16 protein-coding genes are annotated in these 14,131 nt (G+C 67.8%); 15 read left to right on the forward strand and 1 reads right to left on the reverse strand.

Features of this window, described 5'->3' with window-relative positions; genetic code table 11:
• Window positions 1-196: 196 nt before the first annotated feature.
• The 5 genes from dop (at window position 197) to prcA (ending at window position 4,335) form a co-directional block, all read left to right on the forward strand.
• A complete protein-coding gene (dop, locus tag STRTUCAR8_RS29665) occupies window positions 197-1,708 on the forward strand; it encodes a depupylase/deamidase Dop (protein WP_006379823.1) in 1,512 nt (503 codons plus the stop codon).
• A 155-nt stretch (window positions 1,709-1,863) separates the two neighbouring features.
• Window positions 1,864-2,079 (forward strand): ubiquitin-like protein Pup, encoded by a 216-nt coding sequence (locus STRTUCAR8_RS29670; RefSeq protein ID WP_006379817.1) that lies wholly within the window; start codon window positions 1,864-1,866, stop codon window positions 2,077-2,079.
• A gap of 33 nt (window positions 2,080-2,112) precedes the next feature.
• The gene (locus STRTUCAR8_RS50435; RefSeq protein WP_044473129.1) at window positions 2,113-2,706 is read left to right on the forward strand and encodes an endonuclease VII domain-containing protein; all 594 of its coding nucleotides are present in this window, start codon (window positions 2,113-2,115) and stop codon (window positions 2,704-2,706) included.
• The gene (prcB, locus tag STRTUCAR8_RS29680) at window positions 2,658-3,503 is read left to right on the forward strand and encodes a proteasome subunit beta (protein ID WP_006379822.1); all 846 of its coding nucleotides are present in this window, start codon (window positions 2,658-2,660) and stop codon (window positions 3,501-3,503) included. The genes STRTUCAR8_RS50435 and prcB overlap by 49 nt, the downstream gene beginning before the upstream one ends.
• A gap of 88 nt (window positions 3,504-3,591) precedes the next feature.
• Window positions 3,592-4,335, forward strand: coding sequence for a proteasome subunit alpha (gene prcA, locus STRTUCAR8_RS29685; protein ID WP_006379810.1), 744 nt, complete (start codon window positions 3,592-3,594; stop codon window positions 4,333-4,335).
• A 72-nt stretch (window positions 4,336-4,407) separates the two neighbouring features.
• Here the strand turns inward: prcA and STRTUCAR8_RS29690 are convergent, their stop codons facing one another.
• The gene (locus STRTUCAR8_RS29690; protein WP_006379809.1) at window positions 4,408-5,427 is read right to left on the reverse strand and encodes a LacI family DNA-binding transcriptional regulator; all 1,020 of its coding nucleotides are present in this window, start codon (window positions 5,425-5,427) and stop codon (window positions 4,408-4,410) included.
• A gap of 108 nt (window positions 5,428-5,535) precedes the next feature.
• Here STRTUCAR8_RS29690 and STRTUCAR8_RS29695 point away from each other — a divergent pair, with 108 nt between their 5' ends.
• The 10 genes from STRTUCAR8_RS29695 to tatC all read left to right on the forward strand — a co-directional run bounded on the left by STRTUCAR8_RS29695 (window position 5,536) and on the right by tatC (window position 14,098).
• Window positions 5,536-6,795: an MFS transporter gene (locus STRTUCAR8_RS29695; protein ID WP_006379821.1), complete on the forward strand. Its 1,260-nt coding sequence runs from the start codon at window positions 5,536-5,538 to the stop codon at window positions 6,793-6,795.
• A 9-nt stretch (window positions 6,796-6,804) separates the two neighbouring features.
• Complete coding sequence (gene pafA / locus STRTUCAR8_RS29700) at window positions 6,805-8,166, forward strand: Pup--protein ligase (RefSeq protein WP_006379815.1); 1,362 nt, start codon at window positions 6,805-6,807, stop codon at window positions 8,164-8,166.
• Window positions 8,167-8,296: 130 nt separating this feature from the next.
• Window positions 8,297-9,301, forward strand: a complete 1,005-nt coding sequence (locus tag STRTUCAR8_RS29705; RefSeq protein ID WP_006379819.1) for an FKBP-type peptidyl-prolyl cis-trans isomerase — start codon at window positions 8,297-8,299, stop codon at window positions 9,299-9,301.
• Between the two features lie 97 nt (window positions 9,302-9,398).
• Window positions 9,399-9,770, forward strand: a complete 372-nt coding sequence (locus STRTUCAR8_RS29710; protein ID WP_044473127.1) for an FKBP-type peptidyl-prolyl cis-trans isomerase — start codon at window positions 9,399-9,401, stop codon at window positions 9,768-9,770.
• A gap of 201 nt (window positions 9,771-9,971) precedes the next feature.
• Window positions 9,972-10,925 carry a helix-turn-helix transcriptional regulator gene (locus STRTUCAR8_RS29715; RefSeq protein ID WP_006379811.1) on the forward strand — a complete coding sequence of 318 codons (954 nt, stop codon included), beginning with the start codon at window positions 9,972-9,974 and terminating at the stop codon, window positions 10,923-10,925.
• A 16-nt stretch (window positions 10,926-10,941) separates the two neighbouring features.
• Window positions 10,942-12,009 carry a helix-turn-helix transcriptional regulator gene (locus tag STRTUCAR8_RS29720; RefSeq protein ID WP_006379818.1) on the forward strand — a complete coding sequence of 356 codons (1,068 nt, stop codon included), beginning with the start codon at window positions 10,942-10,944 and terminating at the stop codon, window positions 12,007-12,009.
• Complete coding sequence (locus STRTUCAR8_RS29725; protein WP_078507368.1) at window positions 12,006-12,299, forward strand: hypothetical protein; 294 nt, start codon at window positions 12,006-12,008, stop codon at window positions 12,297-12,299. The genes STRTUCAR8_RS29720 and STRTUCAR8_RS29725 overlap by 4 nt, the downstream gene beginning before the upstream one ends.
• 49 nt (window positions 12,300-12,348) lie before the next feature.
• Window positions 12,349-12,543, forward strand: a complete 195-nt coding sequence (locus STRTUCAR8_RS29730) for a hypothetical protein (protein WP_006379812.1) — start codon at window positions 12,349-12,351, stop codon at window positions 12,541-12,543.
• A gap of 257 nt (window positions 12,544-12,800) precedes the next feature.
• A complete protein-coding gene (tatA, locus tag STRTUCAR8_RS29735) occupies window positions 12,801-13,085 on the forward strand; it encodes a Sec-independent protein translocase subunit TatA (RefSeq protein WP_006379816.1) in 285 nt (94 codons plus the stop codon).
• Window positions 13,086-13,138: 53 nt separating this feature from the next.
• Window positions 13,139-14,098 carry a twin-arginine translocase subunit TatC gene (gene tatC, locus STRTUCAR8_RS29740; protein WP_006379824.1) on the forward strand — a complete coding sequence of 320 codons (960 nt, stop codon included), beginning with the start codon at window positions 13,139-13,141 and terminating at the stop codon, window positions 14,096-14,098.
• The last annotated feature ends 33 nt before the right edge of the window (window positions 14,099-14,131 follow it).

The raw sequence follows: 14,131 nt of genomic DNA on the forward strand, positions 1-14,131 counted from the left end.
CAGCCAACTGTTTTTCAGGCCACAGCCGGAGCGAGGCAATGACGCAAATGATCTCCCCACCAGCGCAAAGGCGTTCTAGGCTCTTTCGTACCGCCGGGTCGCGCAGTGCGGGGACGGGCACCGCACACGCACCGGAGCACCACCGGTACTTGAGCGGCGTCCCCGACCGAGGACACCGCCGGGCAAGGAGGGCCGCATGACCGTACGGCGAGTAATGGGCATCGAGACGGAGTACGGGATCTCCGTCCCCGGCCACCCGAACGCCAATGCCATGCTCACCTCGTCCCAGATCGTCAACGCCTACGCGGCGGCGATGCACAGGGCCCGCAGGGCCCGCTGGGACTTCGAGGAGGAGAACCCGCTCCGCGACGCGCGAGGCTTCGACCTCGCCCGAGAGGTCGCCGACTCCAGCCAGCTCACCGACGAGGACATCGGCCTGGCCAACGTCATCCTCACCAACGGCGCGCGGCTGTACGTCGACCACGCACACCCCGAATACAGCTCGCCCGAAGTCACCAACCCCCGCGACGCCGTCCTCTGGGACAAGGCCGGCGAACGCATCATGGCCGAGGCGGCCGAACGGGCCGCCCAGCTCCCCGGCGCCCAGCCGATCCACCTGTACAAGAACAACACCGACAACAAGGGCGCCTCCTACGGCACGCACGAGAACTACCTGATGAAGCGGGAAACCCCCTTCTCGGACATCGTGCGGCACCTCACGCCCTTCTTCGTCTCCCGCCAGGTCGTCACCGGCGCCGGCCGCGTGGGCATCGGCCAGGACGGCCACGAACACGGCTTCCAGCTCAGCCAGCGCGCGGACTACTTCGAGGTCGAGGTAGGCCTGGAGACCACTCTCAAGCGCCCGATCATCAACACCCGGGACGAGCCGCACGCGGACGCGGAGAAATACCGCCGCCTCCACGTGATCATCGGCGACGCGAACCTGTCGGAGATCTCGACGTACCTGAAACTGGGTACGACGGCCCTGGTCCTCTCCATGATCGAGGACGGCTTCATCGCTGTCGACCTGGCCGTCGACCAGCCCGTACGCACCCTCCACCAGGTCTCCCACGACCCGACACTGAAGCGACTGGTCACGCTCCGCAGCGGGCGCAAGCTGACCGCCGTACAGCTCCAGATGGAGTACTTCGAACTCTCGCGCAAGTACGTCGAGGAGCGGTTCGGGGCCGACGCCGACGACCAGACGAAGGACGTCCTGGCCCGCTGGGAAGACACCCTGAACCGTCTGGAGAACAACCCCATGAGCCTCGCCGGCGAGCTCGACTGGGTCGCCAAGCGGGAACTCATGGAGGGCTACCGGCGCCGCGACGACCTCGACTGGGACGCCGCACGGCTGCACCTGGTGGATCTCCAGTACGCCGACGTAAGGGCCGAGAAGGGCCTCTACAACCGCCTCGTGGCCCGTGGGCGCATCAAGCGCCTGCTGGACGAGAACGAGGTCGAGAGGGCCCGCACGAAGCCTCCGGAGGACACGCGTGCCTACTTCCGCGGACGCTGCCTGGAGCAGTACGCGGACGACGTCGCCGCGGCCTCCTGGGACTCGGTGATCTTCGATCTGCCGGGCCGGGACTCGCTCCAACGGGTCCCAACCCTGGAGCCGCTTCGCGGAACGCGTAATCACGTGAAAGAGCTCCTGGACCGCTGCCGCACGGCAGAAGACCTGGTCAGGGTCCTGTCGGGCCACTGATCGGGCTTAGGGGCCGGGGCGGCCGGGCAGGGTGGAAAGTGTGGCGTCCGGGAATCATCGAGGTGGTTCCCGGACGTTGTAGCAACTGCGGGGCCAATGTCGGACCCTGCTTGTAGGGTCTGATCAAGAACGTCGAACCGAGCGGGGTGAGGGTTATGGCGACCAAGGACACCGGCGGCGGGCAGCAGAAGGCGACGCGCAGCACCGAGGAGGTCGAGGAGGCACCTGAGGCACAGGTATCCGAAGACCTCAAGGAGCGCCAGGAGAAGCTGAGCGACGACGTCGACTCGGTTCTTGACGAGATTGACGATGTCCTCGAGGAAAATGCCGAGGACTTCGTTCGTAGTTTCGTTCAGAAGGGCGGCGAGTAGCCTTCGAATCGAAGGAGTCGGGGGCTTCGGGTCGTGGATAGCGAGAATGACGTAAAGCGTTGCTCGCGGTGCGGGGAAACCAAGCCGCGAGCAACGTTCGCCAGCAACAAGAGCTCCCGTGATGGGCTGCAGGCGTATTGCCGGGGATGCTGGGCTGAGTATCACCAGGCCCGCCAACTGGCCAAAGGGAAGAACGTGAGACCCCGTGTGGACGCGCCGGAGGGGTACAAGTTCTGCCGCAGTTGCGAGCAGATCAAGCCGCACGGCGAGTGGCATCGCAACGCCACAGCTTCCGACGGGCTCTCGACCAGTTGCAGGGCTTGTCGAGCGGTCAAAGGGCGCGCTAGGCATCTGAAGCGCAACTACAACCTCACCGAAGCCGAGCGCGACGAGATCGTCGCCTCTCAGATGGGGCTCTGCGTGATCTGCCTGAAAGCTCCTGCCATTCATGTGGATCACTGCCACGAGACGGGTAGGGTCCGGGGCGTACTGTGCTTCAACTGCAATTCGGCCATCGGCAAGTTGGGAGACGATCCCGACGCTGTTCGTCGGGCTGCCGCTTACCTGGAAGGAACTCCATGGAAGCCAACACTCGTAGCACCGGGCGTCTACCAGCTGCCTTCCTGACGCCTGGGTCGTCGTCCTTCATGGACTTTCTGTCGGACCATCAGCCGGAGATGCTCCCGGGCAAGCGGCAACTGCCGCCCACTCAGGGCGCGATCGAGGCCCCGCACGGCACGACCATCGTGGCTGTCACCTTCCCGGGTGGTGTCGTGCTCGCCGGTGACCGGCGGGCGACCATGGGGAACGTCATCGCGCAGCGGGACATCGAGAAGGTGTTCCCGGCGGACGAGTACTCGGCTGTCGGGATCGCCGGCACCGCGGGTCTCGCCGTCGAGATGGTGAAGCTGTTCCAGCTGGAGCTGGAGCACTTCGAGAAGGTGGAAGGTGCGCAGCTCTCGCTCGAAGGCAAGGCGAACCGGCTGTCGACCATGATTCGTTCGAATCTCGGTATGGCGATGCAGGGCCTGGCTGTCGTGCCGTTGTTCGCCGGGTTCGACGTGGACCGTGGGAAGGGGCGCATCTTCTCGTACGACGTGACGGGCGGGCGTTCCGAGGAGCACGGTTACGCGGCGACGGGGTCGGGGTCGATCTTCGCGCGTTCCGCGATGAAGAAGCTGTACAGCCGTGAGCTGAGCGAGTCGGATGCGACGACGCTGGTGATTCAGGCGTTGTACGACGCGGCGGACGACGATTCGGCGACCGGTGGTCCGGATGTCGCGCGCCGGATCTACCCGATTGTCACGGTGATCACCGAGGACGGTTTCCGCAGGCTGACGGACGACGAGTCCGCCGAGATCGCCCGTTCGATTCTGGAGCGGCGTCTGGAGCAGCCCGACGGTCCGCGGGCCGCGCTGCTCTGAGCTGTTGGGGTGCGGAGGCTGTAGTGCCTCTCGTTGTTCAGGTGGTCCAGTGACTTCGACAGATTCGACAGGAAGGGACGGTTAATCGGTGTCGACGCCGTTCTATGTCTCACCCCAGCAGGCGATGGCCGACCGGGCGGAGTACGCCCGGAAGGGCATCGCGCGTGGTCGCAGCCTGGTTGTGCTGCAGTATGCCGATGGCATCGTGTTCGTCGGCGAGAACCCGTCCCGTGCGCTGCACAAGTTCAGCGAGATCTATGACCGGATCGGCTTCGCGGCTGCCGGTAAGTACAACGAGTACGAGAACCTGCGGATCGGCGGTGTGCGGTATGCCGATATGCGTGGGTACACGTACGACCGTGCCGATGTGACGGCTCGTGGTCTGGCGAACGTGTACGCGCAGACGTTGGGCACGATCTTCTCTTCGGCGGCGGAGAAGCCGTACGAGGTGGAGCTGGTTGTCGCGGAGGTCGGTGAGACGCCCGACGGTGACCAGATCTACCGGCTTCCTCATGACGGGTCGATCGTCGATGAGCACGGTTCGGTGGCGGTCGGCGGTAACGCCGAGCAGATCAGCACGTATCTGGATCAGCGTCATCAGGACGGTATGTCCTTGGCCGAGGCGCTGAAGCTGGCGGTTCAGGCGCTGTCGCGCGATACGAACGGTACCGAGCGGGAGATTCCGGCGGAGCGGCTGGAGGTGGCGGTGCTGGACCGTACACGGCCGCAGAAGCGGAAGTTCAAGCGGATCGTCGGCCGTCAGCTGGGGCGTCTGTTGGAGGCGGGCGGGGCGGCTACGGAGGCGGAGAGCGCCGCGGAGGAGGACGAGTAGCCGCTGCTTGTTCTCTTCCTTGCACGTGCACCCCGGTTGCCTATGGCGCCGGGGTGCTGGCGTTGGTTGGGGTCAGGGATGGCTGCGGGGCGGTGCTGTGGAGCCTCGTACGACGAGTTGGACGGGGATGTCGCCCTGGGTGGGGGTGCGGCCGTCGAGGACGGCGAGGAGGGCTTGCATGCCGCGTTCGCCGAAGAGTTCGGCGTCGAGCCGGACGGTGGTGAGTTCGGGGTCGATGGCGGTGGCGAGGGCGAGGTCGTCGAGGCCGGTGACGGAGAGGTCGTCGGGGATGCGCAGGCCGAGGCGGCGGATGGCCTTGTAGGCGCCGGTGGCGAGTTTGTCGTCGTCGCAGACGAGGGCGGTGGGGTGGGGGCCGGGGCCGGTGAGGGCGGCCGTGGTGGCCTGTTGGGCGCCTTCGATGGTGATGGGGGCGTGGATGGTGTGCAGGCCGGTGCCGGGGACGGTGGCGAGGCGTGTGGCGAGTTCTTGGGCGCGTACGGCGAAGGTCCAGGAGGGGATGTCGGCGGCGAGGTGGAGGAAGTGGCGGTGGCCGAGGCCGAGGAGGTGGTCGGCGACCTGGCGGACGCCGTCGGCGATGTCGAGGTTGACGGTGGCGGCGCCGAGGCTGCCGTGGGGGTCGCTGTCGAGCATGACGAGGGGGAGCTGGTCGCCGCGGATGGCGGTGAGGGCGTCGGCGGCCATGGAGGAGGCGATGACGCCGTCGAGGGCGGCCTGGGCGGAGTGGAAGGGGTCCCGCGCGGGGCCGATGCCTTCGGGGGAGGGGTAGAGGACGACGCCGAAGCCGTGTTCGGCGGCGACGCGGGCGGCTCCGGTGTAGACGCCGGCGAAGAACTCGGTGGTGAGGACGGGGACGACGAGCAGGACGGTGCGGGTGTGGCCGAGGCGTAGGTTGCGGGCGGCGAGGTTGGGGCGGTAGCCGAGGTCGCGGGCGGCGGTGCGTACGCGTTCGGCGGTGGTCTCGGAGACGCGGCCTCGCCATTTGTCGCCGAGGACGAGGGAGACGGCGGCCTGGGAGACGCCGGCGGCCCGGGCGACGTCGCGGCTGGTGGGTCGGGTGCTGCCTCGTGCCACCGGGGGCCTGCTCCTTCGTGTGGACGTGCGGACTGGGCACATGGTACGTATGACGGGCGACGTTATACGTACAACTTCCGGCGTCGCGGGTGACGGGAAGGGCTGGTCATGGCGGCGGGATACCTGGAGATCCTCAGGGCGCGGCATGCGGTGCGGCTGCTCGTGGGCACTCTGGTGGGGCGGCTGCCGAACGCCACGGCGGCGATCGCGATCGTGCTGTTCGCCCGGGCGGAGGGCGGCACCTACAGCCTCGCCGGCGGGCTCGCGGCGGCGTACGGCGTGGCGAACGCGGTGGGGCAGCCGCTGCTGGGTCGGCTGGTCGACCTGTACGGGCAGCCGCGGGTCCAGCTGTCGGCCGCGCTCGTATCGGCGTTCGGTATGGGGGCGTTCGCGTTCGCGGGTACCGATCCGCTGCCGCTCGCGTATGTCACCGTGGTGGTCGCCGGGCTTTTCACCCCTCCATTGGAGGGCGGCCTGCGGGCACTGTGGCCCTCTGTCCTCCGTAAGGAGGACCAGGTGCACACGGCGTACGCGATGGACGCGGTGGCGCAGGAAGTCATGTTCACGGTGGGGCCGTTGCTGGTGACGCTGTGCGCGTCGCTGTGGTCGGCGCAGGCCGCGTTGCTGGTGCTGAACGTGATCGGGGTCCTGGGGGTACTGTCCGTCGTGCTGTCGCCGCCTTCGAGGGAGTGGCGTTCGGCGCCGCGTGAGGCGCACTGGCTGGGCGCGCTGCGGTCCCCGGGGCTACTGGTGATGCTGGGGGCGTTCCTGTTCGTGGGGATCGCGCTGGGGTCGATCACGGTCGCGTCGGTGTCGTACGCGGACGACCACGGCGGGGACACGGTGTACGGCTGGCTGATGGCGGCGGTCGGGCTGGGCGCGCTGCTGGGCGGGACGGTGTACGGGGCGCGGCAGTGGAGTGGGCCGCCGGAGCGCCGGTTGACGGTGCTGGTGGGGTTGCTGGCGGTGTGTTACCTGCCGTTGACGCTGATGCCGGGTGCGGTCGCGATGACGGCGCTGATGGTGCTCGCGGGGGTGTTCCTGGCGCCGGCTCTCGCGTGTGTGTTCGTGCTGGTGGACCGGCACGCTCCGCGGGGGACGGTCACCGAGGCTTTCTCCTGGCTTGTGACGACGTTCACCGTGGGCGCGTCGTTGGGAACGGGCCTTGCGGGGCCGGTCGTCGAGTGGGGCGGAACGCTGTGGGGGTTCGTCGTGCCGGGGGCCGCCGGGGCGGTGTCGTTGCTGGTTCTGCTGGTCACCGGGCGGGTGCTGGCGGCTCCTGTGGAGGGCTCGGTTGTTGCGGTCTCATCGGAAAATGATCCGAACCGTGCTGCCGGAACCCGTTTCAGCTCGGGTGATCGGGCGTAATGTTCAGTCATGGACCGCCGCATTTTCGGGCTGGAGAACGAGTACGGCGTCACGTGTACGTTCAGGGGACAGCGGCGTCTGTCTCCCGACGAGGTGGCTCGGTACCTCTTCCGCCGTGTCGTGTCATGGGGCCGTAGCAGCAATGTCTTTCTGCGAAACGGCGCACGCCTCTATCTTGACGTGGGATCACATCCGGAATACGCGACACCGGAATGTGATGACTTGACGGAACTCGTCACCCACGACAAGGCCGGCGAGCGCATTCTCGAAGGACTCCTGGTGGACGCCGAACGACGCCTGCACGAGGAAGGAATCGCGGGCGACGTCTACCTCTTCAAGAACAACACGGACTCGGCGGGCAACTCTTACGGTTGCCACGAGAACTATCTGGTGGCGCGGCACGGGGAGTTCTCCCGGCTCGCGGACATCCTCATTCCGTTCCTCGTCACCCGCCAGCTGCTGTGCGGTGCGGGCAAGGTGCTGCAGACGCCGCGCGGTGCCGTGTACTGCGTGAGTCAGCGGGCGGAGCACATCTGGGAGGGCGTTTCCTCGGCGACGACCAGGTCCCGGCCGATCATCAACACGCGTGACGAACCACACGCGGACGCCGAGCGTTACCGCCGGCTGCATGTCATCGTCGGGGACTCGAACATGTCCGAGACCACGATGCTTCTGAAGGTCGGTGCCACCGACCTCGTGCTGCGCATGATCGAGGCGGGCACGGTGATGCGGGACCTGACTCTGGAGAACCCGATCCGGGCGATCCGCGAGGTCAGCCACGACATCACGGGCCGTCGCAAGGTGCGGCTGGCCAGCGGCCGTGAGGCCTCGGCGCTGGACGTGCAGCGCGAGTACTACGACAAGGCCGTGGACTTCGTCGACCGGCGGGGTATTCGTACGGGCACGGTCGCGCAGGTGCTGGAGCTGTGGGGCCGGGTGCTCGACTCGATCGAGGCCGAGGATCTGGACCGGATCGGTACCGAGATCGACTGGGTGATGAAGTACCAGCTCATCGAGCGGTACCGGGCCAAGCACAACATGACGATGTCGCATCCGCGCGTCGCTCAGATAGACCTCGCCTATCACGACATCCACCGCAGGCGGGGTCTTTACTACCTGCTGGAGAGGAAGAACCAGGCCGCGCGGATCTGCAACGACCTGAAGATCTTCGAGGGCAAGTCGGTTCCGCCGCAGACCACTCGGGCGCGGCTGCGCGGTGACTTCATCAGGCGGGCGCAGGAACAGCGCCGTGATTTCACGGTCGACTGGGTGCATCTGAAGCTCAACGACCAGGCGCAGCGCACGGTGTTGTGCAAGGACCCGTTCCGCAGTGTCGACGAACGGGTGGAGAAGCTGATCGCCGGTATGTGAGATTTGCGGCCGGATGTCGTTCCGGAACGCAACGCGGGCGCCGTACGTTTTCCGTACGGCGCCCTTCGCACGCCGTAGAGTTGCGCGCACGCCAGCAACCCAAGATCGACACCGATACGAGGCTTTCACCGTGCGCCGACGCTCAGTTCTCCTTGCCGTACCTGCCGGACTTGTCACGCTCGCCGGATGCGGTGACGAGAAGTCCGACAAGAGCAAGGCCAGTGACAGCAGCCCGTCCCCTTCGGCGTCGGGTTCGTCGACGGCCCCGGCGCCGAAGATCGTGGACGGTCCGCTGCCGGCGATCACCGCGGGGGCGAAGTTCGACGAGAAGCCGACCGTGGCCAAGGGCAGCGGTGAGCCGTCGAAGGATCTCGCGGTGAAGACGCTCATCGCGGGCAGCGGCAAGACAGTCGTGGAGAACGACTACGTCGTGGCGAACTACCTGGGTCAGATCTGGGATTCGGGGAAGGTCTTCGACAACTCGTACGACCGGGGGACCGCGCTCGTCATCCAGCTCGCGCAGGGCGGCATCATCGACGGCTGGCGGTACGCGCTGACGGGCCGGAAGGCCGGCAGCCGTGTCGAGATGGCCATTCCGCCGACCTGGGGTTACGGCACCAAGGGCAACTCGCAGGCGGGTATCAAGGGCACCGACACGCTGGTGTTCGTCGTGGACGTCAAGGACACGTTCAACGCGAAGAGCTCGGCGAAGGGCAAGGTCGTGGCCCAGGACGACGCCGCGCTGCCCAAGGTCGGTACGAACACCGACGGTGCGGCTCCCTCGATCGAGGTCCCGAAGTCGGCCGCGCCGACGAAGCTGGTGGCGAACTACGTCATCGAGGGTGACGGCGAGGTGGTCAAGGAGACCGAGTCGGTCCTCGTGCAGTACAAGGGCGTGCTGTGGGACACGGGCAAGGAGTTCGACTCGTCGTACAAGAACGGGCAGCTGGTGTCGTTCGGGCTGTCGCAGGTCGTCAAGGGCTGGGCCCAGGGGCTGGCCGGTAAGAAGGTCGGCAGCCGGGTGATGATCTCCATTCCGCCGGCCCTGGGTTACGGCGACAACCCGCCGCAGGGCAGCGGTATCGAGAAGGACTCCGTACTGGTGTTCTCCGTGGACATCCTCGCCAAGATGTGACCCCTTCGGGGAGGTCGGCCTGGCGCGGGCGGCACCGCGCCGGGGATGAAAGACTGTGCGTGTTGCCTTTGTTCATTCACCAGCAGGAGCCAGAGACGTGAGCATCGAGAAGCCCGAGATCGACTTCCCCGAGGGCGAGCCGCCGGCGGACCTTCAGATCAAGGACATCTGGGAGGGCGACGGCGCCGAAGCGGTGGCGGGTCAGAACGTCACCGTCCACTACGTGGGAGTTTCCTTCAGCACGGGCGAGGAGTTCGACGCCAGCTGGAACCGTGGCAGTGCGTTCAAGTTCCCGCTGGGCGGGGGCCGGGTCATCAAGGGCTGGGACCTCGGTGTGCAGGGCATGAAGGTCGGTGGCCGGCGTGAGCTGACCATCCCGGCCCACCTCGCCTACGGCAACCAGAGCCCCACGCCGGCGATCAAGGCCGGCGAGACGCTGATCTTCGTGGTGGACCTGATCGCGGTCTGACCGTCCGATCCGATCGTCGGACGACGATCGAATGAGATCGGAATCAGGTCGGATCGTCGTACGAAGCAGGTGCGAGGTCCGACCGAAGTCGATCATCCAGGGTCCATGCCTGTCCGGGCATGGACCCTCGGCTTTTGCCGCGCCACTTCGGAGCGGTACGGTCATCCGTCGTAAGCACCATAGGGAAGACGAAGGGCGTCGATGGCCATTGCCAAGGCGGAGCGGCTGATGAACCTGGCGCTGTGTCTGCTCGGGACGCGCCGGCCGCTGAGCAAGCGCGAGCTGCGTGACTCCATCGAGGCCTATCTCGAAGCGGGCAGCGACGACTCCTTCAACCGGATGTTCGAACGGGACAAGGACGATCTGCGCGAACTCGGGCTGGTCATCGAGACGGTGGAGAACCTCGACGGTGAGGTGGGCTACCGCGCCGGCCGTGACAGCAACCGGCTGCCGCCCATCACCCTCGACGCCGAGGAGGCCGCCGCCCTGGGGCTGGCCGCGAAGGTCTGGCAGCAGGCCCGACTCGCCGGTGCGGCCAGTGGCGCGCTGCAGAAGCTGCGCGCGGCCGGTCTGCCCGAGGACGTCGACCCCTACGAGAACCACGGCGCCCTGGAACCGCGCATTCCGGTGCACGAGGCCGCCTTCGAGCCGCTGATGCTGGCCTGCCGGGACCGTCGCCCGGTCGTCTTCGACTACCGCAAGGCCACCGCCGCCCGCCCGGAGCCCCGTCAGGTGGAGCCGTGGGCGTTGGAGTGCTGGCGCGGTCACTGGTACCTGGCGGGCTGGGACCGTGACCGGGGCGCCGAACGTGTGTTCAGGCTGTCGCGGATCACCGGCAAGGTCCGCAGCCGGAGCGCGAAGTTCACCGCCGTGGTGCCCGATGTCGTCACGGTCCGCGAGACCGTCGCCAGCTGGGCGGGGGAGAGCGCCGACCGTTCCGCGCTGATCCGGCTGCGGACGGGCGCCGGCTACCCCCTTCGGGCGAAAGCCTCCCGCGTGCGGGAACTCGGCGACGGCTGGGACGAGTTGGAGATTCCGTACGGGCACGGGCTGGACGCCTGGCTGGTGGAGTTCGGGCCGGACGTGGTGGTCCTCGAGCCGGCCGAGCTGCGTGCCGACGTGGTGGACCGGCTGCGCGCCGTGGCCAAGGGCTGAGGGGGAGCACAAGCAAGTGGCAGGCAAACCGGCCAGGCCAGTGAACGCCATCGACCAGACGCGACGGATGCTGTCCCTGGTGACGTATCTGCGCGAGCGGCCCGGCGCGCGCGTCGGCGATGTGGCCCGCGCGTTCGGGATCACCGAGGACGAGCTGGTCTCGGACCTGGACGTGCTGCCCATGTGCGGCACCAGCTTCCGTGGTGGCGACCTGCTCGACATCGACACCGACGGCGAGCGGATCTGGTGGCACAACCCCGCGGCTCTCGGGGAGGAGGCCGCCGAACCGCTCAGGCTGGCCGCCGACGAGGCGACCGCACTGCTGGTCGCCGCCCGCGCGGTGTCCACCCTGCCCGGACTGCGCGAGAGCGACCGGCAGGCACTCCTGAGGGCCACCGCCAAGGTGGAGACGGCGGCCGGCGAGGCCGCCGGGGCCAGCACCCGCCTGTCGGTGACCTTCGAGTCGGAGGGCGGCGTCTTCGCGGACGTCGACCGGGCGATCTCCGAGCGCCGCCGCCTGCGGATCCGTTACTACTCGCCCGCGCGCGACGAGGTCACCGAACGGGAGATCGACCCGATCCGCCTGGTCAGCGTGGGCCACACCTACGTCGAGGCCTGGTGCAGGCGCTCCGAGGCGCGCCGCACCTTCCGTCTCGACCGGGTCGCCGAGATCGAGATCCTGGACGAGCCGGCCGCCCCGCCCGAGATAGAGCTGCGGGACCTGTCGGAGGGGCTCGTACAGCCCGCCGCCGAGGATCCCGAGGTGGTCGTCGAGGTCGGGCCCGGCGGGCGCTGGGTCGCCGAGTACTACCCGCACGACAGCGCCGATGAGCTTCCCGACGGCGGGCTGCGTATCACTCTGCGCACCCCCGATCCGGCGTCACTGCGGCGCCTGGCCCTGCGGCTCGGCCGCGACGGGCGCATCGTCTCGCCGCAGGACCTCGCGGACAGTGCCCGGGAGGCCGCCCAGGAGGCGCTGACGGCGTACGACGCCCCGCAGGCGGCCCTCGGGACGGCGACGCCGCGATCCGGGGCGCACGGAGTTCAGGACGGGCTGTACGACAGACGGGAGCAGGAGCGTTGAGCGAGTCTCCGATGTCAGGTGTTCGGGACGTGACCGTGGCTTCAGCCTTCGCCGGGATGAAGAGAGTGGCCCCCGTCGTGTTCCGTGCCGCCTGCCCGGACTGCCGCGGCAACTTCGAGCTCACCGCGGGCTCCCTGCGCCTGGCCATCGGCGCCACCAGCCGCACCACCTTCTACTCCTTCACCTGCCCCGACTGCGACGTGACCGTGCGTAAACCGGCCGGTGAGCGGGTCGTCGAGCTGCTGACCGGGGGCGGAGTCAAGACGCTCCGGCTGGCCGCCCCGTCCTGAGGCGCCGGGGGCCCGCGGCCAGGACCCGGTGAGGGACTAGGCTCGGGCCATGTTCTGGCCGATGTTCGCGATCGCTGTGGGGTTTCTGGGTCTCGCCGTTCTCGGGGTGCTCGCCGTCCGGGTCTTCCTGGAGGCGCAGCGACTGGGAAGGCAGGTCACGGACTCCGCGCGGCGCATCAACCGGGCAGCGGAGGATCTGGAACGGGCCGCCGTGCACACGGCACGCTCTGTGGACGCGCTGTGAGTGCCTGGCGGCTCGCCTGTGAGTCCGGGGGTTGATGTGTTTTGGGCGACTTCGCCCTGTCACCCTGTCGGGGACGGCAGGTACGCTGCTGATCGCGGACCGGAAAACGAGGCCCGGACCGCATACCGGGAGTACGCACAGGGATTGCCTCAGGTTTACCCCCGAGAGTTACGATCGCTGTGAACACGACGGTCGGACACCTGTCCGAACGATCGGACAGCACCCCCACCCAGCCGCCTCGGTGAGAAGGTAAAGAAATGTTCGGAAGGCTCGGAGCTCCCGAGATCATTCTCATCCTCGTCGTCATCATCCTGCTGTTCGGCGCGAAGAAGCTTCCGGACATGGCGCGCTCGCTCGGCAAGTCCGCGCGCATCCTGAAGAGCGAGGCCAAGGCGATGAAGTCGGAGGGCCAGGAAACCGCCCCCGCCGGTCCGCCGCACACCGACGAGCAGCCCCCGGTGCAGCGCACCATCCAGGCCGCCCCTGGGGACGTGACGAGCTCGCGCCCGGTCACCGAGCCCACGGACACGACCAAGCGCTGACGCTGACGCAGGGCCGGATGCCTCCGGCCTGCCGCACGAGATGAGGACGTGGGTTGCTCAAGTCTGCCCGCAACAAGGAGAAGGAGAGGGATCCCGAGGGGCGGATGCCTCTCGTGGAGCACCTCCGCGAACTCCGCAACCGGGTCGCGAAGGCCATGCTGGCCATCGTGATCGTCACGATCGTGGCCGCCTTCTTCTACAACGACATCATCAACTTCTTCACGAAGCCGGTGCTCGACTCGGTCGGCTGCCCGTCCTCCTTCTCGGAGCTGGCGAAGCAGCAGACCCAGAACGCCAACCCCTGCGCGAAGATCACGATCAACGGTCTGCTCGCACCCTTCACGCTCGCGCTGAAGGTGTCGCTCATGGCCGGTGTCGTGCTCGCCTCGCCGGTCTGGCTCTACCAGCTCTGGGCGTTCGTCGCGCCGGGCCTGCACAAGGGCGAGAAGAAGTACGCGTACGCGTTCGTCGCATCCGGCGTTCCGCTGTTCCTCGGCGGCGCCTACTTCGCCTACCGGGTGCTCCCCACGACCGCGAAGGTACTGATCGAGTTCACGCCGTTCGGCGTCGACAACCTGCTGCCGCTGGACGACCTGCTCGACCTCGTCACGCGCATGGTGCTGGTGTTCGGTCTGTCCTTCGAACTGCCGCTGCTGCTGATCATGCTCAACCTCACCGGGATCCTCTCCGGCAAGAAGATGGCCGGCTGGTGGCGCGGCATGATCATGGGCATCACGGTGTTCGCGGCGCTCGCGACACCCAGTACGGACCCGCTGACGATGCTGGCACTCGCCGGACCGATCTGGCTCCTGTACTTCGGCGCGGTGGCCTTCTCGCTGACGAACGACCGGCGCAAGCGCCGGCGCGACGAGGCGGGGCCGGGCGACGACGAGGCCTCCGACCTGGACCTCACCCCCGAGGACATCGGCGAGATCGAGACCGTCTCCGCCAGCCGTGCCCTGCCCGAACAGACGGGCACGGAACGGGTCAACGGCTATGACGACGTGACCTGACGCACCCCCTCACCATCCCGACGCGGAAGCGGC

Source organism: Streptomyces turgidiscabies Car8 (genome assembly GCF_000331005.1).
Classification (GTDB): Bacteria; Actinomycetota; Actinomycetes; order Streptomycetales; family Streptomycetaceae; genus Streptomyces; species Streptomyces turgidiscabies.